Consider the following 26,382-nt stretch of genomic DNA (forward strand, 5'->3'; position numbering starts at 1 on the left):
TTTACTCTGCGATAAGCTCGTCCAACAGCATACGGGTCCGTTCGGAATTCCAGTTGGCGGCCCCCTTTTCATCTACCACGATTTTTCCCGATTTGCTGATGATGTAGGTAGCTGGAATAGTGTTGCTGGTCAATTCTTGTGGTGCTTCAGACTCCTGAAAGTAAACAGGCAGTGCATATCCCTTTTTCTCCAAAAACGCTTCCACCTTGGCCTTTTCGTCATTGGCCACAAAGGCAAAGACCACCTTGTCCTTATAATCCCCGTACAGCTCCACAAAAACTGGCAACTCGGCCACGCATGGAGGGCACCAGGTCGCCCACACGTTCACAACTACCACTTTCCCTTTCGTGGATTGAAAATCGGTTCGCTTGCCTTCAAGGTCCACCAAGTTCCAATGGTAATCTTCGAGTGTGATTCGCTCATCATCCTCTACCACATCGGCACTTAGGGTGGCCGCAATCACTTTATTGACCCATACCCGAAGATGAAACCCGACAGGGGTAAAGAGGATGAGCAATAGGACCAATATCCATATCACATTGCTGATCTGTTCCTTGGAAAGCTTCATTCTAGGGCTATTCCGCAATCAATTCATCAAGCCGCCTATACACCTTGTTGGTACTCCAATCCGAGATTCCCTTTTCATGGACAACAATGTTCCCTGACTTGTCAATCAAATAAGAAGAAGGAACCTCACTTGGATCTATGGGCATCTTGTCCCCAATGATCAAGTAGGTCACTGGAAAGGTAAACCCGTGTTTTTCCATAAACTCTTCCACGGGGGGTCTGTTCTCATTGGTGATAATATAAAAGTCCATTTTGCCCTTGTACTTGTCATAAAGTTCCTGAACACTGGCAAGCTCAGCTTCCGAAGGAAGTTTCCACGAAGCCCATAAATTGATGAAGACCACTTTGCCCTTCGACTTTTCAAAATTGAAAAAGTTCCAATCTGCATCCTTCAATCTCCAATCGTAATCGGTAATCTGTTTCCTTGCCTCTTTTTCGATGAAAGACGGTGAAAAAGAAAACACCCTATTGAGTAAAATTTTGCCATAATGGCCCATTGGGGTAACAAAAAAAGAGAGCACAACAAGAATCAAAATAATGTTGAGAACGGTCTTTTTACTGATCTTCATTTACTTAGGATATAAAATTAAAACTCCTGATACTTCGGCAATATCAGGAGTTTTCTTGAATTATCTTGAAAAAGAATTAAGCATTCTCTTTTTTGATCAAGTTGAGTGCCGACCCTTCATGGAACCACTTGATCTGCGCATCATTGTAGGAATGGTTTGCCATGATGGTGTCCTTACTTCCATCTGCATGCACCACTTCAATGGTCAACGGCTTGTCCGGAGCGAATTGGTCAATGTCCAAGAAATTGAAGGTATCATCTTCTTGGATCAGATCATAATCACTTTCCTTTGCAAAGGTCAAGGCCAACATTCCTTGTTTTTTCAGGTTGGTCTCGTGGATCCTGGCAAAGGATTTCACCAATACGGCAGCAACGCCCAAGTGTCTCGGCTGCATGGCCGCATGCTCTCTGGAGGACCCTTCCCCGTAGTTGTGGTCTCCCACGACCAAGGTCTTGATCCCTGCCTTTTTGTACGCACGCTGGGTATCGGGAACTCCGCCGTATTCGCCTGTCAATTGGTTCTTGACAAAATTGGTCTTTTTGTTGAATGCGTTGACCGCACCGATAAGGGTATTGTTGGCGATATTGTCCAAATGCCCCCTGAAACGCAACCATGGTCCGGCCATGGAAATGTGGTCAGTGGTACATTTGCCAAAGGCCTTGATCAACAGTTTCATACCCTTGAGACTTGCAGGGGTGATGGGCTCAAAAGGATCCAAAAGCTGCAAACGCTCTGAATCTGGGGCCACAATGACTTCCACACTGCTTCCATCTTCCTTAGGGGCGATATAACCCGCATCTTCCACGGCAAAGCCCTCTGGAGGAAGTTCATATCCTCTTGGTTCGTCCAGCATCACCTCTTCCCCATCCTCATTGATCAACTTGTCGGTCACCGGGTTGAAATCCAATCTACCGGCAATGGCAATGGCCGTGACCAGTTCAGGTGAGCCCACAAAGGCCAAGGTATTGGGGTTTCCATCGGCTCTTTTCGCAAAGTTCCTGTTGAAAGAGTGCACAATGGTATTTCGGGGTCCATCCGCAGCTTTATCACCGTAACGGTCCCACATCCCAATACAAGGTCCGCAGGCATTGGCAAATACGGTAGCACCTATATTATTGAATGTATCGATGAACCCGTCACGCTCAATGGTAAAACGTACTTGTTCTGAACCGGGCGTAATGGTGAACTGGGATTTGGTCTTCAAATTCTTGTCGGCCACTTGCTTGGCCAAAGAGGCCGCCCTTGAAATGTCCTCGTAGGAAGAGTTGGTACAAGATCCTATCAATCCAACTTCAACGTTCAATGGCCAATCGTTCGCCTTCGCAGCTTCGCCCATTTTGGAAATGGGAGTGGCCAAATCTGGCGTAAAAGGACCGTTCAAGTGGGGTTCCAAAGTGTTGAGATCAATCTCAATGACTTGGTCAAAATAGCTTTCAGGGTTGGCATACACCTCAGGGTCTGCGGTCAAATGTTGTTTTACCGCTAAAGCGGCATCGGCAACATCGGCACGGTTCGTGGCCCTTAGGTAACGGTCCATGGATTCGTCATATCCAAAGGTGGAAGTGGTAGCGCCCACTTCGGCACCCATATTACAAATGGTACCTTTCCCTGTACATGACATAGAAGTGGCCCCTTCTCCAAAATATTCAATGATGGCCCCTGTTCCTCCCTTAACGGTAAGGATATCGGCCACTTTCAAGATTACATCCTTAGGTGCGGTCCAACCGGAAAGTTTACCGGTCAACTTGACACCGATGAGTTTAGGGAATTTCAATTCCCAAGCCATACCTGACATCACATCCACGGCATCTGCCCCTCCTACACCTATGGCCACCATTCCAAGACCACCTGCGTTAACAGTGTGGGAATCGGTCCCGATCATCATCCCTCCCGGGAATGCGTAATTTTCCAAGACCACTTGGTGAATGATCCCTGCACCGGGTTTCCAAAATCCAATCCCATATTTGTTCGATACGGACTCCAAGAAATCAAAAACCTCGTTACTGGTCTGGTTGGCCCTTTTCAAATCGGCCTCGGCTCCTACTTTCGCCTGGATCAAGTGATCGCAGTGTACGGTGGTGGGCACGGCAACTTTAGGCTTACCAGCATGCATGAACTGCAATAATGCCATTTGAGCGGTTGCATCCTGACAGGCAACCCTGTCCGGTGCAAAATCAACATAATCCTTCCCTCTGATAAATTCTTTGGTGGGTGTCCCGTCCCATAAATGCGAATACAATATTTTCTCAGATAGGGTCAAAGGTTTTCCAACCAATTCACGGGCCTTTTCCACGCGTTCCCCCATGGAAGCGTAGACGCCCTTAATCATATCAATATCAAATGCCATTATACAATCGATTTTTAAGATTTTAGTAATTTGGTAAATTTACTAAAATACAGGGTATTTCGGAATTAGAATCGACCTAAATAAATAGTGAAGATTTGATATCTATAACAATTCCGAGATTATTTTCTCCTCAGAAATGCCTTCAGCCTCTGCCTTGTAGTTTTTTAGGATCCTATGACGGAGGATTCCCGTGGACACGGCCTTGATGTCCTCAATGTCCGGTGAAAACTTCCCATGGATGGCCGCATGGGCCTTTGCCGCCAACACCAAGTTCTGTGATGCTCTTGGCCCTGCTCCCCAATCCACATAATTGTTGACGAAATCCAATGAACCTTCCTGACCGGGCCTGGTCCTGTTGACCAACCTCACAGCATAGTCCACCACATTGTCGGGTATGGGAATGCGCCTGATCAAATGCTGGACAGCGATAATCTCATCCGCATCAAAAAGGGTGTTCAGTTGGACCTCCACATCCGTTGTGGTGGATTTGACCACTTGGATCTCTTCTTCAATAGAAGGATATTTCAACTCAATGGCAAACATGAACCGGTCCAATTGTGCCTCTGGCAAGGGATAGGTCCCTTCCTGTTCGATGGGGTTTTGCGTGGCCAACACAAAGTATGGCCTGTTGAGCTTATATTGTTTTCCAGCGATGGTGACGGCCCTTTCCTGCATGGCCTCCAAAAGAGCGGCCTGGGTCTTAGGTGGGGTCCTGTTGATCTCATCGGCCAAGATGATGTTCCCAAAAACAGGTCCCATGATGAACTTGAAGTTTCGGTTTTGGTCCAATACCTCGCTTCCCAATATATCACTGGGCATGAGGTCGGGGGTAAATTGTATCCGTTTGAAGTCCAATCCCAAGGTTTGGGCAATGGTGTTGACCATTAAGGTCTTTGCCAAGCCCGGAACACCGATCAACAAGGAGTGCCCCCCGGTATAAATGGACAATAGTATCTGCTCAATCACCTTGTCCTGGCCCACAATGACCTTGGCAATCTCTTTTTTTAGGTCCTGGTGCTTTTTTACGAGATTTTCAACCGCAACTACGTCAGACATTCACCTACTCCTTTACCCAGTTGTTTGCAAAATCGCAACCCTTATTGTCCACATTCACATGGATGTAGGTGTCTTCAATATGCTCGTCCATCCATTTTTTGATGGCCTTCAATTGTTTTTCCCTTAGGGCCAGTTCCTGTATTTTGATGTAATCTTTTGCAAAATCCGCCTTGTGTTCATCATATCGGTTGGAAATCTTCATGATCTTGAACTTTGGAGCCCCGCCCCTTGGGTCATCTTCTCGGACCGGTCTGGAGATTTCCTCATCCTTTAGGTTACGGACCTGGTTATAGAGCGTGGGATCCATTTTGGTGAGCTCGAAACGGGAGTCAAAATTGATCGGGTTACGTAGCAGTCCCCCATCAAACTTGGTCTCTTTCTCATCCGAAAAGTTCAGTGCGGCATCGGCAAAAGAGTATTTACCATCCAAAATATGCTGCCGGATGGTATCCAATTCCTGGACCGCCTTGTCAATAGAACTCTGCGGAATCTCTGGAATCATGAGGATATGACGAATATCCCTTTCCTGGCCCCTAACCTTTTCCACATAAATGATATGGTACCCGAAAGTACTCTCAAAGGGTTCAGATATCTCGCCTTCGCGAAGGCTAAAGGCCACATCCTTGAATTCCTTGACAAATTGGGTCTCTTTGGTCATAGTGTACAACCCTCCCCTGGATTTGGATCCTGGATCTTGAGAATACAAAATCGCCTTGACATTGAAGCTGGCATCATTCTCCAGAACATCCTGTCTAATCTGCTTCAACTGGTTGATGACCTTTTGTTTTTCTTCCTCTGGTGCCTCAGGCTGTTTCACAATCTGTGCAATTTCCAACTCGGCTCCAAAAACCGGTCTTTCATCTTCCGGAATCTTATTGAAAAACTGGCGAACCTCTTCAGGGGTCACCTCGATTTTCTCCACGATACTGCTCTGCATCTTTTCGGAAAGCATACGAAGCTTGTTGATCTCGAACAGTTCAGTACGGAAACTTTCCACATCTGGTTTCTTGTAGAACTTCAATACCTTTTCCATAGAGCCGACTTGGGCCACCAATTGCTGGATCTGTCTATCACTCTGGGCATTCACCTGTTCGTCAGAGACGAGCAAACTGTCCTGTACCGCTTGGTGGGCATACAACCTGTCCTCCATAAGTTTCCCTAAAAGCCCACAACGGGTAATGTCTTCCGTGGAGGCTCCTTGGCTTTTAAGGTCGATCAGTGTCTTGTCAATATCCGACTCCAAGATCACATAGTCACCGATCACTGCGGCAATCCCGTCCAGTTTTATCCTATTGCCGGAACTCGTCGTATCAGGTTCCACCCTTAGGGCCTCGTCATTTTCCTGAGCGTTCGCAAAACCGAACAGTGCAAGGAATGCAATGGTGAAAAGTGTTTTGTTATTCTTTGTCATAAACCTCAAATTCTTTCTTCTTAATGGCTTCATCTATAATTTCGGTTTCCAGTTTTTTTACATAATTCAACCGTCTGCGGTTGAGGATCAATTGCCTGATGTCCGGCTCCACATATTCAAATGGTGCCGTGTCATTGACTTCCAGTATGTTATTGATCACTCCCAAATATACCCCTAAGGAATCTTGCAACTCAAAAAATTGTGATTTTTTTAAGTGCGAGGCCTCGTTCATGGGTGTAAGTGGTGGAATTTCCTCTATGACCCTGGAGGCGCTTACCCAAACAGAATCGTTGAAATGTATTTTCTTAAATTGTACGGCTATGGAATCCAAGTACCTTTTGTCCTCGTCCTTCCAGGACCTGATCTTGGCCTTGACCCCATCCTTGTCCAAAAATTGGGCCGGCATGCCCACAAAGCGCAACTGCACCAACTTTTCGTTCAGTTTGAAGTTTTCCTTTTCCTGTTCGTAGTACTGCTGCAATTGGCTTTTGGTCACCGCTGTGTCCTGGGCCTGTAACACCAAGGCTTCAATGTAGGCCCTGGTATAGAGATCGGCGCGGTAATCGGACACCAATCGGTCAAATTCGGCCAGTTTCTCTTCGGGAAGGTTGATCTTGGACTTGGTCAAGAACAACTGCTTGGAGGCCCAATTGTTGATATAATTGGTCACGAACAAAGTGCTGTCCTGTTTGGACATATCATCCGGGATAAGCGTGGATATGTCCTCTTTATATAGGTAGGTGTCCCCCACCCTTGCCAAGGGCTCTTTCTCCTCCTCATTATTGAACAAGGAATCGCAGGAAGTGAACAACAGTGCAAAAGCTGCACAAAGCAAGAACAGGTTGTTTTTTTGGAGCATAAGCATTTCGCAAAAATAACAATTACACGATCCCTTACAAGCAGGTTCCTTTCTCATTAACAGATTTTTAGTAGGCAGTGCCAACAAAGAAATTGCTACATTAGTGCAAAACCAAACAAAAATGAAGTACAGCAACGAAATTGTCGTTGACCTTCCCAGGGACGAATTCATCAGAAAAATGGACGCCCCCGAGAACATGAAACATTGGCAACGGGGCCTTATAGCCTATGAACAATTGTCCCAAAAACCCGGACAGGAAGGTTCCCGGATGAGCCTGAGTTACCAAATGGGCAAGCGTGAGATGGTAATGGTCGAAACCATCATCAAACGTAACCTTCCCGAAGAAATGCACACCACCTATGACGCCAAGGGCGTACACAACATCCAAAAAAATTATTTCAGGGAAGAAGACGGAAAGACCCGATGGATCTCGGAATCCGAATTCCAATTTTCAGGTTTCGGGATGAAGCTTATGGGATTCCTGATGCCAGGCGCATTCAAAAAACAATCCTTGAAATATATGGAAGACTTTAAGAACTTTGCAGAAAATGGAATATCCGTACTGGACCAATAACAAGGAAATGGAAAAAATTTTGGACCGAAAAATAAAGATGATCTGGGACTTTAGGGGGCCCGGCGCAGCAAGGACTGCAGAACACTACAGAAAACACCTGGAAGAATTCGTTACCGTGGAGGAGCTGAAATACGACCTCAGCGGAGTGGAACATTTTGGGCCCACCCATAGCATTGCCTTTTTGGTGGTGGCGGAGTTTGAACTGAAGGAAGTGAAGGATATCCTGAAGCCTCATCGGGGCCAGATTTATTCGGGCGAACTGTAAAACGATGCACATGTGGACCAGATGCATGCTTTTTGGGTTGATGACCCTTGGGACCTCCTGTTCGGAAACCGGGACCATCAAACCGTTGGAAAAGGCACTTGCTTCGGAGAATCCGTACATCAGGCAGGTGATGGCAAATCTCGGGGCACACGAGGTCCAAATCCGTTTTACACAAATCAACCGAAGGAACGATAGTATTTTTTTCACGGACCATGATTTTCAGGTAAACGCTGAAAATTATTTCTATCCGGCCAGCACGGTCAAGTTTCCCGCTGCCGTGGCCACTTTGGAAAAACTCAACGAAGTGGATTCGTTGGACATGCACACCCGGTTCTATATCGAGGGAGATTCGGTGGAAACCACTTTTGCCAAAGCCATTTCCGAAATATTTGCCGTATCGGACAATGCCGCAAACAACAGGTTGATCGAGTTTTTGGGACAGGATGACCTCAACCAACGCATGCGCAGAAGGGGCGTGGAACCCATCCGTATAGCGCACAGACTGTCCGCCCCCAATGCGGACGATGTGACCACCGCACCTTTGGTGATCTATCTGAACGATTCCACAACCGCCGTGAGCAAACCCATCATCAATACTTCCGCCAAGCCTTTGGAATTGAATGGCATCAAAAAGGGAAAAGGGTTTTATGCCGATGATGAACTGTTGACGGAACCTTTTGATTTTTCGCTAAAAAACCACTATCCCATACAAGCGCAACATGCCCTGCTCCAACGGATCATTTTTCCCGAGGCATTTCCCGAGGAACAGCGTTTCAACCTAAGTATGGAACAGCGTGATTTTTTATTGGAAGCCATGCACACCCTTCCTCCAAAATTGGGGTACGATCCAGAGGAGTTTTATGACAGCTATGTCAAATTCTTCCTATTTGGTGATTCCACGGACCCTATGCCGGAACACATCAAAATTTACAATAAGGTGGGGTATGCCTATGGCACACTGACGGATTGCGCCTATATCCAAGATACCTTGAACAACGTTGATTTTATGGTCACGGCGACCATTCTGGTGAACAGCGACGGTATTTTCAATGATGATGCCTACGACTATGACGAGGTGGGCATCCCTTTTTTGGCCCAATTGGGCAGGGAATTGTATGACTATGAGCTAAAACGGAAACGTTGAAATTCTAGGACAGTTGTACCGGAACCCCATATAGATCAAAATCCGAAGCATCGGTAATTTCAACCGTGGTAAAGTCCCCAATTTTCACGTAATGTTTGGAAGCATCGATAAGCACCTCGTTGTCCACATCGGGGGAATCGAATTCCGTACGGCCCACAAAATGGTTGCCTTCCTTTCTATCGATGATGCATCGGAAGGTCTTTCCGATCTTCTCTTGGTTCAGTTCCCATGAAATCTGCGACTGGATTTCCATGATCTCATTGGCACGCTGTTGTTTCACCTCTTCCGGCACATCATCCTCCAGTGAATAAGCGTGGGTGTTCTCCTCATGGCTGTAGGTAAAGCATCCCAAACGCTCAAAACGCATTTCCTTGACCCAATCCCGCAGGATCTCGAAATCTTCCTCGGTCTCCCCAGGATAGCCAACGATCAAAGTGGTCCTGATGGCCATATCGGGGACGGCGGCCCTAAATTCCTGCAATAATTTGGTGGTCTTGGCCTGCGTGGTACCCCGCCTCATACTTTTAAGTATGGCGTCCGAAATATGTTGCAAAGGGATATCGATATAATTGCAGATCTTGGGCTCTTCGCGCATCACTTCCAACACATCCATGGGAAAGCCCGTTGGAAAAGCATAGTGCAAACGGATCCACTCAATGCCCTCCACCTTGACCAAGGCTTGGAGCAGTTCGGCCAAATTCCGTTTTTTGTAGAGGTCCAGACCGTAATACGTGAGATCCTGGGCAATCAAAATAAGTTCCTTCACGCCCTTCGCCGCCAATTTTTCCGACTCGGCCACCAATTCCTCTATGGGCTTGCTCTTGTGCTTGCCCCGCATAAGAGGAATGGCACAGAACGAACAGGGACGGTCGCAACCCTCGGCAATCTTCAGGTAGGCATAGTTCTTTGGTGTGGTGGTCAAACGTTCACCAATCAGCTCATGTTTGTAGTCTGCCCCAAGTGCTTTCAGCAAATTGGGCAAGTCGCTCGTACCAAAATATTCGTCCACATTGGGAATTTCCCGTTGCAAATCCGGCTTATAGCGCTCGCTGAGACAGCCGGTCACAAAAACCTTGTCCACGAGGCCCTCTTCCTTCTTCTGCACGTATTCCAAAATGGTGTTCACGCTCTCCTCCTTCGCATTGGCAATGAAACCACAGGTGTTGATTACCACCACGTTGCCTTCCTCTTCATGGGCGACCTCTTTGTTGTTGGCACGTAGCTGTCCCATCAACACTTCGGAGTCATAGACATTCTTGCTACAACCCAGTGTCACCACATTGATTTTGTTCTTCTTGAGCGATTTTGTCCGCATAGTTGCTATAAATGGAGTGCAAAAATACAACAACACAGCGCATTACATCGATTTGCCTGCATAATTTTCCTGTTGTGGAGTTAAACTATTGGCCCCAACGGTGGTCTAAGCTCCAAATTCCAAAGTCATGAAACGATTTGCACATCCCTTCCTTCTACTTTGCCTCGTATTGATTTTCAGTTGTTCTTCGGACGATGGTCCGGGAGATGACGACAACATCCCAGATCCCGAAACAGGTGAACTGTATTTTCCCCCTGTGGGTTCCGCGGAATGGGAGACCACCTCCCCGGCCGATCTGGCATGGAACACTGAGGCTGAGCAGGCCCTTTACGATCTGTTGGAGGAAAAGGGCACCGATGGGTTCATCATCCTGAAAGATGGCAAAATTGTGGTGGAATGGTATTTTGGGGATTTCACCGCAGGGGACAACCATTCGTGGAACTCCGCCGGCAAAACCTTGACGGCCATGACGGTCGGCATTGCCCAAGAAGAAGGATTTTTATCCATCGGCGATTCTTCCATGGACTATTTGGGCGAAGGATGGTCCATGCTCACCCCAGAACAGGAGGCCAATATCACCGTGCGACACCACTTGACCATGACCACAGGGCTGGACTATACCGTGGACGAACCTTTCTGCTATGACAAGGAATGTCTGCTCTACAAAAATGAACCGGGCACCTATTGGTACTATCACAATGCCGCCTATACGATACTCGATCAAATCGTGACCAACGCTATCGGCACGGATTTCAAAACCTATTCCTATCAAAAGATACGGGACAGGATCGGCATGCAGGGCAATTGGATCACGGCGGGCTACAACAACCTTTTCTTCAGCAATACCCGTAGCATGGCCCGGTTTGGATTGCTTTGTTTGAACCAAGGCACATGGGACGACGCTGAGATCTTATCGGACAAGACCTATTTTACGGAAATGACAACCACCTCCCAAAACCTGAACCCTTCCTATGGGTATTTATGGTGGTTGAACGGAAAGAGCCAGCACAAGGCTCCCGGTTCGGAAACCACTTTTGAGGGGGAACTGTTCCCCGATGCCCCTGACGACCTTATTGCGGGACTGGGTGCCTTTGACCAAAAACTCTACCTAGTGCCCAGTGAAAACTTGGTAATCGTGCGATTGGGGGACGATGCCGGGGAAAACCAATTGGGCCCCTCCAGTTTTGACAATCTGCTCTGGGAAAGGCTGAATGCCTATATTGGGGAATAATTGCGCTTGTATAGTTCCTTAAGATTTGGTTTTCCTTGGAAGATCCTCTTCCGCATTGATTTTATGATTATTTTGGGTATTACAGTTAAATAAACAGGTTATCGATAATAAAAAATGAGTAAGAGTAGTTTGGTATATTGTATTAACCCAAGTCAATACGAAATATTTGACGAGAGAATTAATAAGCCAGTATGGTATCGAAAGATTGAAAACGGAAAAGAAACAGGCTCATTGGTTTCTCAAGAAATAGATGAAATTGAATTCCCAAAAAATCCATTTGAATTTTTTGCACCCAACAATGTTGGGATGCTTCTTTCTATAAGTCAACGCTATAAGGTTTTGGCTAAGGGATTATACGATGAAAAGATAAACCCAAACAATGTAAAACACTCCTATGTTGAAACTGAAAAAGACAAAAAGAAGTTTTTACAAGAAAAGTCAATAGTTTCTGCTGATTATATTGAATTAATTCAGATTTCAGTAGTGTTCGCTTATACTGCAATTGAATCATTTGCCAACCTAAGTATTCCAGAAGACTATGAATATAAAGTAAAGGTTAAGAGCAAAGGTATTACAGAAATCTATGATAAAACTGCTATAGAAAGATGGGTTTCTTTAACCGATAAGATTGCAAAAGTTCTTACGGACGTGTATTCAACTTCAAAAATTGAATCTCAAAAATTTTGGAGCAATTTAAAGTCATTAGAAAAAAACAGACACAATATAATTCATCAAAAGTCTATTAATCGAACGGAGTTTTATAAAGAGTACTTCAAAGAAGGGATTTTCAAGCAAATTGACTCCGCTCAAACTGTTTTACAATTCTTTTATGATGCTCATTCTAAGGAAAATAGAACAAATCCGTTGTGGCCATGGGCGATTGGAAAAGAAAAAGCTTTTCCAATTGCTGAATTTGAATCAAAGAATTTTGAAGTTGTAGGAAATTTATTTGAAGGAAAAATGAAAATAAAATGACCGAACAATTAATTACAGAATTAATTGGAAAACCATTCGAAATCGATTGGCGAAAACCAAAAGCAATTGGCAGTGCTGGATTTTATTTAAAGTCGTTTAATCCCAAAAGTCTTGAAATTGAAATTCTGAAATTGAATTCAAAATGCAGCTTTGAAAAACGAACACGTGGAATTCTATTGCGTGCAAATTATTCAAATAAACTAACTGAGATACCTATCCCTAAAGAAAATATAATCGGAATCACTTTAATACGCGGGAAAGAAAATATTAATCCATTTTTTCTATCACCAATGTGGATTTTGCTAAAACTTGGAGTTTCTAAACTGTATGCTCGGTATTTCCGATTCAGACTTAATGAATATTCAATTGACCAAATGGGGCTGAATTTAAATACAACAGAATATGAAATGAATTTTATTGCGAATGGATATTTGTTCGAAAGACAATTAAGTTTCTTTGAGAATCTGAATTACGGAAACAAATTAAAAAAGGAAATAAAAGCCAATACATAACAACGGTATAGTTCATTGAACTGATCAAAAAAAAAAAAAAAAACGGGAAATCCATTCTGAATCATCAACTTAGACCATACCCCAAAGAATCACAATTCGAATTGACCAACAATCCCACCTACTCCCTATAAGCCGTGGGTATTTTCCGGGAATGGGTCAAATCCTCAAAAGCCTTCCCGATCCGTAGCAGATGTGCCTCTGAAAATGGTTTCCCGATAAAGGTCAAACTTTCAGGCTCGCCATTGGGCTTGTACCCCATAGGGACGGTAAGGGCAGGATATTCGGCCACCGCAGCATAACCTGCATGGTAATTGTTGATGCTCAAAATGGCATCCAACGTTTGTCCTTCCATCACATCAAAGAAAGATTTCCCCGCATTTTTCAGTTCGGTCTTGATCTTTTCAAAATCTTCTTGGGACGTGGAATCGGCCAAGATCCCGTCAAAACGGGCCTGCCCATAAGGTATGCGCACCAAGGAATCTTCACTGTTGAAGCGGACCACATCCTCAATATTCTCCACTTTTACCACATCCTTGTTCTTGACCATAGCCTCCAAGTAGTCCTGAAGGTCCTTTTTCATATCCAAATTCAACAACGTAAGGAAATGATCCAACTGGACGTCCTTGGGTTCAAATTCGACAATTTCGGCACCTGCTTCTCGAAGCTTTTCAACACTGAGTGCATAGAGGGAATCCCGCTCCATCAAATTTTTCATCACTCCCAAACGAACAGTTTTCAGGGGTTCGGGTTGTGTCCATGCAGATAAAACCCCTGGTTCAGGTTCCACCGACTTGGGGTCTGCACCGTCTCTGCCCAGCATGGCATCCAACAAAATGGCATTGTCGGTCACGTTTCTGGTCATGGGCCCCGGCGTATCCAAGGTACTGGAAATGGGTACAATGCCTGTTCGGCTCAGCAGCCCAATAGTGGGTTTTAGGCCCACGACCGAGTTTTGACTGGAGGGTGAAAGGATGGAACCCGAGGTTTCGGTGCCCACTGCACCGACCGCATAATTGGCAGCCATCGATGTGCCACTACCGGCACTGGATCCACCTGTGTCAAATTGTTGTCTGCCGTAGGGATTCATGGTTTGCCCGCCCACGGCACTCTGCCCGTTGGGGCACACATCGCAGATGAAATTGGCCCATTCGCTCAAATTCACCTTGCCCAAGATGAGCGCTCCCTTTTCCTTCAATCGTTTTACAATAAAGGCATCCTCCGTCTTGTTGTCCATCAACGCAACAGCCCCAGCAGTCGTTTTCATTTCCGAAGTGCCGATGTTGTCCTTCAACAAGATGGGCATCCCATAAATGGGATGATGGGTTTCCAGACTTTCATCCAATTTCCGGGCCTCTTCCAATACGTTTGGGTTCAATGCAATGATGGTATTGAGCGTAGTGTTGTTCGGAAGTTCGTAGGTATAGATTCGGTGCAGGTAGAACAGGACCAAGTCTTCATAGGTGAACGTTCCCGCATCGATATGTTTCTGGATGGTGGGGATATCCTGTTCCAAGACCAAGGGTTTCATTTTTTCATATTGGGCCGATGAAAATTGGGACACTTCCCCATACAAGGGCTGGAACACCTCGTTTTTGTCCAACACCTTGCTCTGGATGAATTTGTACCGCATCCGTTCGCTTTCGTTGTCGGCACTGGTCGCCACCTCTGTGGAATCGTTATAAGGGGTCCAAAGGACAACTTCCTCCTTCGGTTCCACATTTTTCTGTTTGCAGGCTGAAAGAACAATGATCAAAAAGCCGAGGATGAGTTGTCTGTACATAGGCTTTACATTTTGAAGAATGAATCCACAAATTCATATTTGTTGAACACCTGAAGGTCCTCTATACCCTCTCCCACTCCGATGTATTTCACGGGAATCTTGAACTGGTCAGAAATACCGATCACCACACCGCCCTTTGCAGTGCCGTCCAACTTGGTCACTGCCAAACTGGTCACCTCTGTGGCTTTGGTAAATTGCTTGGCCTGCTCAAAGGCATTTTGCCCCGTGGATCCGTCCAGCACCAAAAGTACTTCGTGCGGCGCATCGGGCACCACTTTTTGCATCACGCGCTTTACCTTGGAAAGCTCATTCATCAGATTGACCTTATTGTGCAACCTACCGGCAGTATCCACCAATACCACATCGGCTTGATCGGCCACGGCAGAGTTAAGGGTATCGAATGCCACGGAAGCGGGATCGCTTCCCATTTTTTGTTTGATGATGGGTACCTGTACCCTATCCGCCCATACCTGCAACTGGTCAATCGCGGCCGCCCGGAAGGTATCACCCGCGCCCAACACCACTTTCAGGCCCTTGTTCTTGAACTGGTGTGCCAATTTCCCAATGGTGGTGGTCTTGCCCACGCCGTTCACGCCGACGACCATGATCACATACGGTTTTTTATCGGTAGGGATGGATATTTCGGTGCTTTCGCCCACATGGGTCTCGGAAAGGAGCCCTGCTATTTCTTCGCGAAGGATGGTATTGAGTTCATCGGTCCCCATGTATTTGTCCCGGGAGACCCGTTCCTCGATGCGCTCAATGATCTTGAGCGTGGTGTTCACCCCCACGTCCGAAGAGACCAAAACCTCTTCAAGGTTGTCCAGTACCTCGTCGTCCACCTTGGACTTTCCGGCCACGGCCTTGCCCAACTTGCCAAAGAAACTGGATTTTGATTTTTCCAGGCCCTTATCCAAAGTCTCTTTTTTGTCCTTTGAAAATATATTCTTGAATAAGCTCATCTCGTGTTCAATAGATAATCCCCCAAAGATAGCAAAGTAAGGGGAGTTATGTTAAATCAATGTTCCTTTGCCGTGAAATGTCTTGGTCCGCTGGGCAATGGACATAAAAAAAGCCGCTCTATATGAGCGGCTCCGTATTTCCTATTGGGAAATTTGTCTTATTGCTTGTTCAACCAATCATTGACCATTTCAGGAGCCATTACAGACTCTACGAAAGTATAGGCACCCGTTTTTGGAGACTTTACCATTTTGATGGCCTTGGTCAATCTTTTGGATGATGATTGAAGCGTTGCTACTGTTTTCTTTGCCATGGCTTATGTATTGTTTGCCTTTTCGTGATGAAAAGGGATTACTTGATTTCTTTATGGACGGTCATGCGCTTAAGGATAGGGTTGAATTTTTTGATCTCCATCCTATCTGGCGTATTCTTCTTGTTCTTGGTGGTAATGTACCTGGACGTACCTGGCATACCAGATTCCTTGTGCTCTGTGCACTCCAAAATTACCTGAATCCTATTTCCTTTCTTGGCCATTGTATCGTACTTAAAACGCTTATACTACTTACTTTTGGGCATTCATCTCCTTCAACACGGCAGAGATACCCTTCTTGTTGATGATTTTCAATCCTTTGGAAGATACGTTCAAGGTTACCCAACGGTCTTCTTCAGGAATGTAAAATTTCTTCTTGGAAACGTTCACATCGAACCTTCTCTTCGTCTTATTGATAGAAAAGGATACGTTGTTTCCAAACATCACCTTTTTTCCTGTAACTTCACAAACTTTAGACATCTCCCTAACTTTTGAGTGATTTTATTGAGGCTGCAAATTTATACCATTTTAACGGGACGTACAAAATTCTTTTTCAGAAATTTAAAATTTCTTTGTAAAGCAGTTCAAAAGCCTTGCTTACAGACTTCTTCACCACCCGTTCCCTATGGTTCCCCATGGCAAATTTATGGGCCGTTGTCCCTCTTGGGGTACTGATCCCAATATACACCGTTCCCACATCTGCATCGGAGTCACCTTTGGTGGGACCTGCATTGCCCGTCGTGGACACCGCAAAATCGGTTCCCAGCAGGTTCCTGACGTTCTCCGCCATGGCCATGGCCACTTCTTCGCTGACGACCGAATGTTGCTCGACCAACGCTTCCGGGACGCCCAACACCTTGATCTTGGTCTCAGTGGCATAGCTGACCACACTCCCCTTGAAATAGTTGGAAGCCCCTGGCACCGCCGTGATCTGTTCGGCAATCCTTCCCCCCGTAAAGCTCTCGGCCGTGGCCAAGGTCATCTGCCTTTGGGTCAAAAACTTGCCTATTTGGCTTTCGATGGTCCCGTCCTCTTCCTCTCCATAAATGATGTCCCCAATGATAGGATACAATTTTTTGGCCTCGGCCTCAACAGATGCCAAGAGCGCTTCCCTGTCCACCCCTTTGGAGGAAAGACGGAGCCTCACCCTACCCAGATTGGGCAAATACGCTAATTTGATATGGCGAGGCAGGCTGTTCTCCCACGACTCAATTTTCTCCGCGATGGCACTTTCACCCATACCATAGGTCAATAGGGTCTTGTGGACGATATAGGGCCTTTCGTAGGTTTCCATGATCTTGGGCAAAACCGAACTGGTAATAAGGTTTTTCATCTCATAGGGGACCCCTGGCAGAAAGAAATAGGACATATCACCCTTTTTCATCCAGAGTCCCGGTGCCGTCCCGAACGCATTGTGGAGCACTGTTGCCTTGGAGGGCACCAATGCCTGTCTGCGGTTCAGGTTGGAAATGGGCGTGGTGATGTACTTTTTGAAAAGCTCCTCTATATGTTCCAAGACCGCTTGGTCCTGCACGAGGGTATCCCCAAAGAAGTTACAGAGCGTTTCCTTTGTGACATCGTCCTTAGTAGGGCCAAGCCCTCCCGTGACAATGATCACGGACGAGCGCTCTCCTGCCTCTTGCAGTGCATTGGTGATATGCTCCCTATCGTCCTGCACCGAAGTTATCTGATAGACAGAAACGCCAATCTGGTTGAGCTCTTTGGCAATGAAAGCGGAATTGGAATCGACTATTTGTCCAATAAGGATCTCATCCCCAATGGTGATGATCTCGGCCTGCATCTATAGATCAAAATCTTTTTTAAGTTCCGCTACGACCTGAAGGACATCTTTCTTGAGCATCGGGAACTTGTTCGCTATCTCTTCCATGCTTGCCTCATTTTTTCCCAAGGTCTCAATTTCCAACGCCCTAGCCCTGGTCTGCTCCATACCCAGAATATCCACATTGGGCTTTATCTTATGGGCCAGTTTATAGACGTTTTCATGATCTCTATTTCCGATGGCCTTTTCCAGGCCTTCCAAGTCTTCTGGAACTTCTTCCAAAAAAACAGAAATCACAGAGGCAATGAAATCTTCATCGCCTTCGGCCATTTCATTGATTTTATCGAGGTTGTAAATCATTATCTTACGTTAATTTCAAATAGCGTTTCTCCTTCAAGCATTCCTGAAAGGTAGTCATTTGGGCTTACTTTACCAACCCCGGCCGGGGTGCCCGTGAACAAAATATCTCCCTTTTTCAGCATAAAATACGTGGACACATGGGCAATGATCTCATCTATCTTCCATAGCATCAGAGCGGTATTTCCTTTCTGGACCATTTCGCCGTTCTTTGATAGGGAAAAATCAAGATTGTCCACATTTTCAAACCTGTTCTTGGGCAACCACTCCCCGATGACGGCAGCCCCATCGAATCCCTTGGCCTTTTCCCAGGGCAGTCCCTTCGCTTTCAGTTTGGCCTGTAGGTCCCTGGCCGTGAAATCTATCCCTAGGCCTATTTCATCATAATAGGTATGGGCAAATTCCCTGGCGATGTGTTTTCCCACTTTTTTGATCTTGACCAAGACCTCCACTTCATAATGGACATCGTTGGAAAATTCGGGGATGTAGAAATCCTGTTCTTTTGGGAGTATGGCCGAATCGGGTTTGATGAAGACGACCGGTTCCTCCGGACGTTCATTGTTCAGCTCTTCAATGTGGTCCACATAGTTGCGACCGATACATATCAGTTTCATAAAATTGTTTGTTGGGGGTGTTTTTTGTGTTTCTCAAAGTTTGGTGTTGAGCTTGCTCAACTTGATCTGGGTAAGTACTTTTTTGGTGTAGAGTGGGAAGTCTGCGTTCAAGATCCAGCCAAAATAACCGGGTTCGGCCTCTAGGACTTCCTCCACCGTTTTTCCCTTGTGCTTGCCGAATGAAAAAATGGCCCGTTCTTCTTCGTCCAAGACTATGAAACCGGCAAAATCCAACGATTGTTTCCTTGTCGTGAACTCCGATAGCTTTTTGACGTTATTCTCCAGCTCCGGGTATCTTTCCAGTTGGGCCAATAGCACTTCATAGGTGGCCATGGTATCGGCCTCGGCACTATGGGCATCGTCCAAATTCTTATCGCAGTAGAACTTATAGGCGGCCTCCAAGGTGCGTTTTTCCATTTTATGGAATATGGTCTGCACATCCACGGACACCATGTTCTTCATATCAAAATCAATATCTGCCCTTAGCATCTCCTCCACCAGAAGTGGGATATCGAAACGGTCAGAATTGAAACCGGCCAGATCACTATCACGGATCATTTTATAAATTTCCTTGGACAGTTGTTTGAAGGTGGGCTCATTGGCCACTTTTTCATTGGATATACCATGAATGGCCTCCGACTCGGGGGAAATGGGCATTTCGGGGTTCACCAACCATGTCCTGCTCTCTTTGTTTCCGTTGGGATATACCTTTAAGATGGAAATCTCCACGATCCTGTCCTTGGCCACATTGGTCCCGGTGGTCTCCAAATCAAAAAAGCATATAGGCTTGGTCAATTGTAACTGCATCTGGGGTCTTTAGATGTTTGTTTAAGGTTTCAGTTCCCTAAATTACACATAGTGAAAAGAAAATGCACCGTTTTTCTCGGTTATATTTCCCTGTTCACATCCCAGGCTTCCAAATAATCGGCCACCGCCTTGACGAACATTCCACCCAAAGCACCGTTCACCACCCTGTGGTCGTAGCTATGCGAAAGGAACATTTTGCTTCGGATACCTATATATTCCCCTTGATCGGTCTCGATGACGGAAGGCAGTTTCCGAATGGCCCCCAAGGCAAGGATGCCCACTTGCGGCTGGTTGATGATGGGCGTCCCGAACACACTGCCAAATGAGCCCACATTGGTCACGGTATAGGTCCCATCCTTTACCTCATCGGGCTTCAATTGGTTGTTGCGCGCCCTATTGGCGAGGTCGTTCACGGTTTTTGCCATACCGACGAGGTTCAACTGGTCCGCATTTTTGATGACGGGTACGATCAGGTTGCCATCGGGCAGGGCCGCTGCCATTCCCAAATTGATGTTCTTCTTTTTGATGACCTTGTCACCGTCCAGTGAAATGTTCATCATCGGGAATTTTTTCAGTGCCACGGCCACAGCTTCCATAAATATGGGCGTGAAGGTCAATTTTTCCCCTTCCCGTTGCTCAAAGGCCTTCTTCATCTTCTCCCGCCAATTCACCACATTGGTCACGTCCACTTCCACAAAACTCTGCACGTGCGCAGAGGTGGAAACGCTATCGACCATATGCTGGGCGATGAGTTTGCCCATTCGGGTCAATGGGATGACCTCGTCTCCATGTCCCACTGGAATGGGGGCATGTTTGGGTTTCTCTTCAGCCATTTTTGCTGGCCTGGGCGCTTCCTCGACCGGTTTTTGCTCTTTAGGTGCCGAGGTAGGGGCTGGTCTTGCATTTCCATTGGAACGGTCTTGCAGATAGGCCATGATATCGGTCTTGGTGACCCTGCCTTCTTTACCGGTGCCTATGATGGCCTCCAATTCTTCCATGGATACCCCTTCTTCCTTTGCTATATTTTTCACCAATGGCGAATAGAATCGTTCTGAACTTGAAAAGTCAGGTTTTGCCATGGATACGGACTCCTTCACATGGACCATTTGGTTTTCCAAAGCCTCAACGTGCTCCGCTACGGGCTCTTCCTCTTCATCAGCGCTGCCACTATCCCCTGAAACATCATCCACATCGCCATCCACTTGGATCACGGCAACCACTTCACCCACTTTTATGACATCGTCCACATCGAACCGCTTTTCCAACAGCACACCTTCCACCTCACTCGGAACCTCGGAATCCACTTTATCGGTCGCAATTTCGAAAACGGCCTCATCCAGTTCCACAGTATCGCCCACTTCTTTTAACCAAGTGGTCAACGTGGCTTCGGCGACACTTTCTCCCATTTGCGGTAATTTTAATTCAAATTTTGCCATATTCCTATTTATCAAAGTGATTTTGGATAGTATTTTGCAAAAATACTAAAGAAATTCACTTATTATTGGTTTGTGTGCATTTTTTAATCATTCCTCAATTTGCCTTTATGGAGCTCTCAAAGGGCACCCTGTTCACGATGCTCCTTCCCAAGGTGACCTCATCGGCAAATTCCAGTTCGTCCCCAACGGAAATACCCCTAGCGATGGCAGAGGTAACGACCTCCAACCCTTCCAGTTGTCTGTAAATGTAAAAATTGGTGGTGTCCCCTTCCATGGTCGAGCTCAAGGCAAAAATAAGTTCCTTGACCGTACCTTTCCTGACCTTTTGGATCAAAGAAGCGATATTGAGGTCTTGGGGACCCACCCCTTCCATAGGGGATATTTTGCCACCAAGCACGTGGTAAAGTCCCTGGTATTGCGAAGTGTTCTCAATGGCCATTACATCCCTGATGTCCTCCACCACGCACACCAAGCTCTCGTCCCGTTTGGGGTTGGCACATATCTCGCATAGTTCGGTATCGGAAATGTTGTGGCAGCTCCTGCAGAAATTCACTTCGCTCTTGAGCTTCATCAAGGCATCGGTGAGCATCTCTGTCCGCTCCTTGGGCTGTTTCAGCAAGTGAAGGACCAACCGCAATGCCGTGCGTTTGCCTATGCCGGGCAATTGTGACATTTCCTGGACCGCATTTTCCAATAGTTCGGATGAAAATTCCATAGACTCTAATCTCCCACAAAATTACGATTTTAGCTTTACCAATTTACTTTCGTATTTTGCAAATCAAAATTCATCTATGTCCGCCACACAAATTCTACTACTCATAGGCGCCTATTTCTTGGTACTTATATTGATTTCATTCATTACGGGAAAGAACGATTCCAATGCTGATTTTTTCAAGGCAGGGAAACAATCGCCCTGGTTTGTGGTGGCCTTCGGGATGGTGGGTGCCTCGCTATCGGGGGTAACGTTCATATCGGTCCCCGGGTGGGTGGAGGACAGCCAGTTCACCTACATGCAGGTGGTGCTGGGCTATTTGGTCGGTTATTTTGTGGTGGCCTTTGTGCTGCTGCCCTTGTACTATAGACTCAACCTCACTTCCATTTACGAATATCTGTTGGAACGGTTTGGGACGGTGAGCCACAAAACGGGGGCATTCTTCTTCTTCATCTCCAGGGTGCTGGGGGCAGCCTTTAGGCTGTACCTCGTGGCCATAGTACTACAGCAGTTCGTTTTTGACGATCTTGGGATTCGATTTGAGTTCACCGTGGTGATTTCCATTTTGCTGATATGGATCTATACCAACAAAGGGGGCATCAAAACGATTGTCTGGACCGATACGCTGCAAACGCTCTTTATGATCGTGGCCGTGGTGCTTTCCATTGTGTTCATCAACCAAGAACTAGGTTGGAGCTTTGGCGAGTTCTTGGCCTCGGATGAATTGAAAGATTACAATGGTTTTCTGGTGACCGAAAGCTTTCTGGACAGGAGCTATTTTATAAAGTCTTTTGTGGGCGGCATGTTCGTAACCATTTGCATGACTGGTCTGGACCAAGATATGATGCAAAAAAACCTCACCTGCAAATCCTTGAAGGATGCACAAAAGAACATGGTCTCCTTCAGTTTTGTCCTAGTGGGCGTCACCTTCCTTTTTATGTTGTTGGGCGCACTACTGTTCATCTACGCCAAACGAAACGGCATAGGCATCCCACTCATGGACGGCACACCAAAAACAGACCTTCTTTTCCCCGAAATAGCCTTGAACAGCGGACTTGGGCTTGCCCTTTCGATTACTTTTATGTTGGGGCTGATCGCCGCGGCATACAGTAGTGCGGACAGTGCACTGACTTCGCTGACCACTTCGTTCTGTGTGGATTTTTTGAACGTCCAGCAAAAGGACGATGCCGAACAGAAAAAAATACGGAAGCGGACCCACGTAGGCATGAGCCTTATGCTGATCTTGGTCATTATTGCCTTCAAATACATCTTGAGCAGCAATGTGATCGACAGTCTATTGACGGTTGCCGGATATACCTATGGGCCACTATTGGGCCTGTTTGCCTTTGGGATTCTGACCAAGCACAAAATCCATGATGGGTATGTATGGGTGGTCGCCTTGCTATCGGTATGTGTCATTGTTTTGATTGCCAATATCCCTTCATCTTATTTGGGAGGTTATCAGGTGGGCTATGAATTGTTACCGTTGAACGGACTGCTGACCTTCATTGGACTGTGGCTCATCAAAAAAAAGGAAAAATTTAATACTGTCCAGTAGCCAACAGTACCAAAGTGCAGGCCACCTCGACCTGAATCCCAGCGTTTTCAAGGATTTGGTAAAATTCGGGGTTCTCCGTACCCGGATTAAAAATTACCCTTTTGGGGTTCAAATCCACTATTTTTTGATAGTATTCCTTCTGTTTTATGGGATTTAAATACAAGGTTATGGTGTCAATATTTTGAAAATCATCAAGTTTGTCTTTAATTTGTACCCCTGATACAGTTCCCCCACGCATCCCAAATGCGGTTGTTTCAATATTGTTCTCAACCAACCTACGTATTGCCATGTTACTGTATCTTCCCGGGTCTAATGATGCCCCAAAAACAAGTGCTTTTGCCATTTGTTAATTATTGTGTTAAACTAATATATAGACTGTAACGATTTCAAAATTAATCCGTCTATTGGTATATAAGATATTTTCATTGGTAAGACTGTATTTTTTATAGTTAATGGTTAGTGTTTAGTATAGCTTATCAATGTACAACCCCGGCAATCAAATTGTCGGGGTTTCTTCTTTTTATACGCTTTCCTTTGTCCTTCAAGAGGTTTCATCCTTACAATTCAATCTCTACTTACTTCTTTGTTTGTTAAAGAATGTTAAAAAAACTATTTGCTGTAACATTCGCTTTCAACCGGCGTCTTAGAAATATCATCAATCAACTCAATCATCAATCAAAAAACGAACAACTCATGAAAAAGTTGACCTTACTTTTTGCACTTTTCTTGTGCGGTCTTAATTCATCATTCGCTATCAACGATTCATCGGACGCAGTGGGCTCCATTTCGGGAACCGTGGTGGACAACGCCTTGAACCAGCCTGTGGCCTATGCCGCGGTGGTCGTAAAATCTGAAGATGGCACAGAGACCATTACCGGGGGAATCACCGCCGAAGACGGAACATTCGAGATCAACAAACTGCCAGACGGAAATTTTCTGTTCGAAGTACAATTCATCGGTTACAAGACCCATTCCCAAAAACTGGTCATTTCCAAAGATAACCGTAACGTGAACATTGGCACCATCACCTTGATGGAACAGACCCAGGAACTCAACGAAGTGGAACTGGTGGGCGAGCGCACCACCATTGAGCAACGGGTGGACCGAAAAGTGATCAACGTAGGAAAGGATCTGACCACTTCCGGGGCCACGGCCTCCGACATCATGAACAACATCCCTTCGGTGAACGTGGATTCCCAAACGGGTGACATCACTCTAAGGGGCAACTCCAATGTAAGGGTCATGGTAGACGGAAAGCTCTCCAACGTACCCGTAGCCCAATTGTTGAAACAGATTCCATCTACATCCATCAAATCCATAGAACTCATCACCAACCCATCGGCCAAGTATAATCCCGAAGGTATGAGCGGCATCATCAACATTGTACTGCACAAAAATGCCAATATTGGTTTCAATGGAAATGTGAGCATAGGGCTCACCAAGGCCATCGAGGCTAAGTTCAACAGTTCCATTGACTTGAACTACAGGAACGGAAAGTTCAATTTTTACGGAAACTATGGCAACAACATCGGCAAATGGGTGAACGATGGAAGCATTCTTCGGGTCGATGAGAACTCACGACAAGAGTTCGACTTCCTCAACAACAACAAATCCCACCTCTACAAATTGGGGGTCGATTTTTACCTGAACGACAAGAACACCATTTCCCTATTCACCAACCAGAACATTTATGACGGTCTCGGTAATGGGGCTACCCAGGTCTCCTATTACAACGACCCTTCCAGAAATGTGACCCAGTTGTTCACTGATGACTCCGACAACAGGAGCGAACAGTACAATTTTGATTATAAACTGGATTTCAACAAGGAAGGACACAATATAGAACTGGAAGTGGACCACAACCGTTTTGAAAGCGGCCAAGATGCCGATTTCAGGTCCACAGGCGCATCGCTATATCCCGATTATATGGATTTTGTGGACACCGAACGCACCCAGACCACGGCCAACTTGGACTACGTGAACCCATTGGACAGTATTTCCAAATTGGAAATCGGATTGGAGTCCAGAAACTTTGAGACCATAGTGGATTATTCCTCTACTGGACAATCTTTCAATTCCAACGGAGAATTGGTGCCTACCCCATCCACCAAGTTCATCTATGACATGGATATCTATTCTGCCTACGCCACTTTTGGCCAGACCTATAAAAAATGGTCCTATCAAATGGGTGTGCGCATCGAGGATGTCCAGGTTCAGGCGGACACCAATGCCGTACGTGCGTTCACGGACAATTACACACAGATCTACCCATCGGCTTTTGTGACCTATAGCATCAATGAAGGGGACCAAGTGCAGGTGAGCTATAGCAGACGTGTGGACCGTCCCGGATTGCAGCAGGTAAACCCCATTAGGGAATTCGCCACGCCATTGATCTCCGCATTTGGAAACCCGAATCTCGTGCCACAGTTCACCAGTTCCTACGAGGCCAACTATACCAAACGTTTGAAGAGCGGAAGCATAACAGCAGGTATATTTTACAGAAGTATAGCCGATGAGATCAACAGGGCCATCTATATTGACCGATTGGACCTGAACAAAACCATCTTGACCTTTGACAATTTTGACAAGACCTCTGCCTATGGCATGGAACTGTCCACCAATTACAGGCCCACAAAATGGTGGAACATCAACGGTAGTTTTGACCTGTTCTCCCAAACACAACGTGGGATAACCGAAACCCTGAACACTACGGACCCCGATCCATCGGAAGAGGACATTGTTGCAGAAAGAGTACAAGTGGACAACACAGCGTGGAACCTTCGTATGAACAATAGTTTTACGGTCACCAAAAAATTGACCCTTCAGGCATTCGGGTTCTACAGGGGCAGGAACAAGAGCATACAGTTCAATGCGGATCCCATGTACTTTGTCAATTTGGGGGCACGCTACAGCTTCGATGAGGGCAAGGGCACCATCAGCCTGAACTATAACGACATTTTCAATACCATGCGTTTTGCTTTTGAAGGTGATTACCCCTATGCACAGGAAGGCGCCTTCAATTGGGAGAGCAACAACGTTTACGTAGGGCTGTCCTATCGCTTCGGAAGTGGGAAGAACCGTGCGAATCAACGCAAGAACAGGGACGACAACACCAAACAAGGTGGCGGTGGCATCCTCTAACTTTTATTGATGGTCCTTGCCAGAGTGTTGGTTGGTTAGTCTTTCAAGGGCATCAATAAAGAACCCCGGTCTCCAAAAGAGGCCGGGGTTTGTTATTTAGGT

27 protein-coding genes are annotated in these 26,382 nt (G+C 46.1%); 8 read left to right on the forward strand and 19 right to left on the reverse strand.

The features are described 5' to 3' along the window. Nucleotide 1 precedes the first annotated feature (1 nt). The 6 genes from D2V93_RS11770 to D2V93_RS11795 form a co-directional block, all read right to left on the reverse strand. Nucleotides 2-568, reverse strand: coding sequence for a TlpA family protein disulfide reductase (locus D2V93_RS11770; RefSeq protein ID WP_119619637.1), 567 nt, complete (start codon nt 566-568; stop codon nt 2-4). Nucleotides 569-575: 7 nt separating this feature from the next. Next, complete coding sequence (locus D2V93_RS11775) at nt 576-1,136, reverse strand: TlpA family protein disulfide reductase (RefSeq protein WP_119619638.1); 561 nt, start codon at nt 1,134-1,136, stop codon at nt 576-578. Nucleotides 1,137-1,212: 76 nt separating this feature from the next. Next, nucleotides 1,213-3,483 carry an aconitate hydratase gene (locus tag D2V93_RS11780; protein WP_072879724.1) on the reverse strand — a complete coding sequence of 757 codons (2,271 nt, stop codon included), beginning with the start codon at nt 3,481-3,483 and terminating at the stop codon, nt 1,213-1,215. A 102-nt stretch (nt 3,484-3,585) separates the two neighbouring features. Beyond that, entirely contained in the window at nt 3,586-4,539 is a 954-nt protein-coding gene (locus D2V93_RS11785) for an AAA family ATPase (RefSeq protein ID WP_119619639.1), read from the reverse strand. A gap of 4 nt (nt 4,540-4,543) precedes the next feature. Next, nucleotides 4,544-5,950, reverse strand: coding sequence for a peptidylprolyl isomerase (locus D2V93_RS11790; RefSeq protein ID WP_090336629.1), 1,407 nt, complete (start codon nt 5,948-5,950; stop codon nt 4,544-4,546). Continuing rightward, nucleotides 5,937-6,809, reverse strand: a complete 873-nt coding sequence (locus D2V93_RS11795; RefSeq protein WP_245978219.1) for a peptidyl-prolyl cis-trans isomerase — start codon at nt 6,807-6,809, stop codon at nt 5,937-5,939. The genes D2V93_RS11790 and D2V93_RS11795 overlap by 14 nt, the downstream gene beginning before the upstream one ends. Before the next feature lie 121 nt (nt 6,810-6,930). On the opposite strand from D2V93_RS11795, the gene D2V93_RS11800 reads away from it, so the two are divergent. From D2V93_RS11800 to D2V93_RS11810, 3 genes are read left to right on the forward strand one after another with little or no spacing between them, the layout of a single operon-like run. Then, on the forward strand, nt 6,931-7,383 hold the full coding sequence (locus D2V93_RS11800; protein ID WP_072879716.1) for an SRPBCC family protein: 453 nt from the start codon (nt 6,931-6,933) through the stop codon (nt 7,381-7,383). Nucleotides 7,384-7,390: 7 nt separating this feature from the next. Beyond that, nucleotides 7,391-7,648, forward strand: a complete 258-nt coding sequence (locus tag D2V93_RS11805; RefSeq protein ID WP_072879938.1) for a hypothetical protein — start codon at nt 7,391-7,393, stop codon at nt 7,646-7,648. Nucleotides 7,649-7,658: 10 nt separating this feature from the next. After that, nucleotides 7,659-8,792 carry a serine hydrolase gene (locus tag D2V93_RS11810; RefSeq protein WP_072879714.1) on the forward strand — a complete coding sequence of 378 codons (1,134 nt, stop codon included), beginning with the start codon at nt 7,659-7,661 and terminating at the stop codon, nt 8,790-8,792. 4 nt (nt 8,793-8,796) lie between these two features. Here the strand turns inward: D2V93_RS11810 and rimO are convergent, their stop codons facing one another. After that, complete coding sequence (rimO, locus tag D2V93_RS11815) at nt 8,797-10,107, reverse strand: 30S ribosomal protein S12 methylthiotransferase RimO (RefSeq protein ID WP_119619641.1); 1,311 nt, start codon at nt 10,105-10,107, stop codon at nt 8,797-8,799. Between the two features lie 127 nt (nt 10,108-10,234). Between rimO and D2V93_RS11820 the strand changes: the two genes are divergently transcribed. From D2V93_RS11820 to D2V93_RS11830, 3 genes are all read left to right on the forward strand, one after another. Next, nucleotides 10,235-11,338 (forward strand): serine hydrolase domain-containing protein, encoded by a 1,104-nt coding sequence (locus tag D2V93_RS11820; protein ID WP_119619642.1) that lies wholly within the window; start codon nt 10,235-10,237, stop codon nt 11,336-11,338. 114 nt (nt 11,339-11,452) lie between these two features. Further along, entirely contained in the window at nt 11,453-12,313 is an 861-nt protein-coding gene (locus tag D2V93_RS11825) for a hypothetical protein (RefSeq protein ID WP_119619643.1), read from the forward strand. Continuing rightward, nucleotides 12,310-12,825: a hypothetical protein gene (locus D2V93_RS11830; RefSeq protein ID WP_119619644.1), complete on the forward strand. Its 516-nt coding sequence runs from the start codon at nt 12,310-12,312 to the stop codon at nt 12,823-12,825. The genes D2V93_RS11825 and D2V93_RS11830 overlap by 4 nt, the downstream gene beginning before the upstream one ends. A gap of 118 nt (nt 12,826-12,943) precedes the next feature. Here the strand turns inward: D2V93_RS11830 and D2V93_RS11835 are convergent, their stop codons facing one another. The 11 genes from D2V93_RS11835 to recR all read right to left on the reverse strand — a co-directional run bounded on the left by D2V93_RS11835 (nt 12,944) and on the right by recR (nt 21,584). Then, nucleotides 12,944-14,605 carry an amidase family protein gene (locus D2V93_RS11835; RefSeq protein WP_119619645.1) on the reverse strand — a complete coding sequence of 554 codons (1,662 nt, stop codon included), beginning with the start codon at nt 14,603-14,605 and terminating at the stop codon, nt 12,944-12,946. 5 nt (nt 14,606-14,610) lie between these two features. After that, nucleotides 14,611-15,567 (reverse strand): signal recognition particle-docking protein FtsY, encoded by a 957-nt coding sequence (gene ftsY, locus D2V93_RS11840; protein WP_072879700.1) that lies wholly within the window; start codon nt 15,565-15,567, stop codon nt 14,611-14,613. 158 nt (nt 15,568-15,725) lie between these two features. Next, nucleotides 15,726-15,878, reverse strand: coding sequence for a DUF4295 domain-containing protein (locus tag D2V93_RS11845; RefSeq protein WP_072879696.1), 153 nt, complete (start codon nt 15,876-15,878; stop codon nt 15,726-15,728). Between the two features lie 38 nt (nt 15,879-15,916). Next, on the reverse strand, nt 15,917-16,099 hold the full coding sequence (rpmG, locus tag D2V93_RS11850; RefSeq protein WP_031444791.1) for a 50S ribosomal protein L33: 183 nt from the start codon (nt 16,097-16,099) through the stop codon (nt 15,917-15,919). A gap of 28 nt (nt 16,100-16,127) precedes the next feature. After that, complete coding sequence (gene rpmB, locus D2V93_RS11855; protein WP_072879694.1) at nt 16,128-16,355, reverse strand: 50S ribosomal protein L28; 228 nt, start codon at nt 16,353-16,355, stop codon at nt 16,128-16,130. Between the two features lie 73 nt (nt 16,356-16,428). Next, nucleotides 16,429-17,676 carry a competence/damage-inducible protein A gene (locus D2V93_RS11860; RefSeq protein WP_119619646.1) on the reverse strand — a complete coding sequence of 416 codons (1,248 nt, stop codon included), beginning with the start codon at nt 17,674-17,676 and terminating at the stop codon, nt 16,429-16,431. After that, nucleotides 17,677-18,015, reverse strand: a complete 339-nt coding sequence (locus D2V93_RS11865) for an Hpt domain-containing protein (RefSeq protein ID WP_072879689.1) — start codon at nt 18,013-18,015, stop codon at nt 17,677-17,679. Next, nucleotides 18,015-18,626 carry a fumarylacetoacetate hydrolase family protein gene (locus D2V93_RS11870; RefSeq protein ID WP_119619647.1) on the reverse strand — a complete coding sequence of 204 codons (612 nt, stop codon included), beginning with the start codon at nt 18,624-18,626 and terminating at the stop codon, nt 18,015-18,017. The genes D2V93_RS11865 and D2V93_RS11870 overlap by 1 nt, the downstream gene beginning before the upstream one ends. Nucleotides 18,627-18,659: 33 nt before the next feature. Further along, complete coding sequence (locus D2V93_RS11875; RefSeq protein ID WP_072879685.1) at nt 18,660-19,433, reverse strand: 3'-5' exonuclease; 774 nt, start codon at nt 19,431-19,433, stop codon at nt 18,660-18,662. 80 nt (nt 19,434-19,513) lie between these two features. Further along, nucleotides 19,514-20,869, reverse strand: a complete 1,356-nt coding sequence (locus D2V93_RS11880; RefSeq protein ID WP_119619648.1) for a dihydrolipoamide acetyltransferase family protein — start codon at nt 20,867-20,869, stop codon at nt 19,514-19,516. Between the two features lie 94 nt (nt 20,870-20,963). Continuing rightward, a complete protein-coding gene (gene recR, locus D2V93_RS11885; protein WP_119619649.1) occupies nt 20,964-21,584 on the reverse strand; it encodes a recombination mediator RecR in 621 nt (206 codons plus the stop codon). Nucleotides 21,585-21,660: 76 nt separating this feature from the next. Between recR and D2V93_RS11890 the strand changes: the two genes are divergently transcribed. Further along, the gene (locus tag D2V93_RS11890) at nt 21,661-23,139 is read left to right on the forward strand and encodes a sodium:solute symporter (protein WP_119619650.1); all 1,479 of its coding nucleotides are present in this window, start codon (nt 21,661-21,663) and stop codon (nt 23,137-23,139) included. Here the strand turns inward: D2V93_RS11890 and D2V93_RS11895 are convergent. Further along, nucleotides 23,123-23,482, reverse strand: a complete 360-nt coding sequence (locus D2V93_RS11895) for a CoA-binding protein (RefSeq protein WP_119619651.1) — start codon at nt 23,480-23,482, stop codon at nt 23,123-23,125. The two genes, D2V93_RS11890 and D2V93_RS11895, sit on opposite strands and share 17 nt — an antisense overlap. 350 nt (nt 23,483-23,832) lie before the next feature. On the opposite strand from D2V93_RS11895, the gene D2V93_RS11900 reads away from it, so the two are divergent. Then, nucleotides 23,833-26,280 (forward strand): TonB-dependent receptor, encoded by a 2,448-nt coding sequence (locus tag D2V93_RS11900; RefSeq protein ID WP_119619673.1) that lies wholly within the window; start codon nt 23,833-23,835, stop codon nt 26,278-26,280. Nucleotides 26,281-26,382: the final 102 nt, after the last annotated feature.

This window comes from Flagellimonas taeanensis (genome assembly GCF_003584105.1).
GTDB lineage: Bacteria > Bacteroidota > Bacteroidia > Flavobacteriales > Flavobacteriaceae > Flagellimonas > Flagellimonas taeanensis.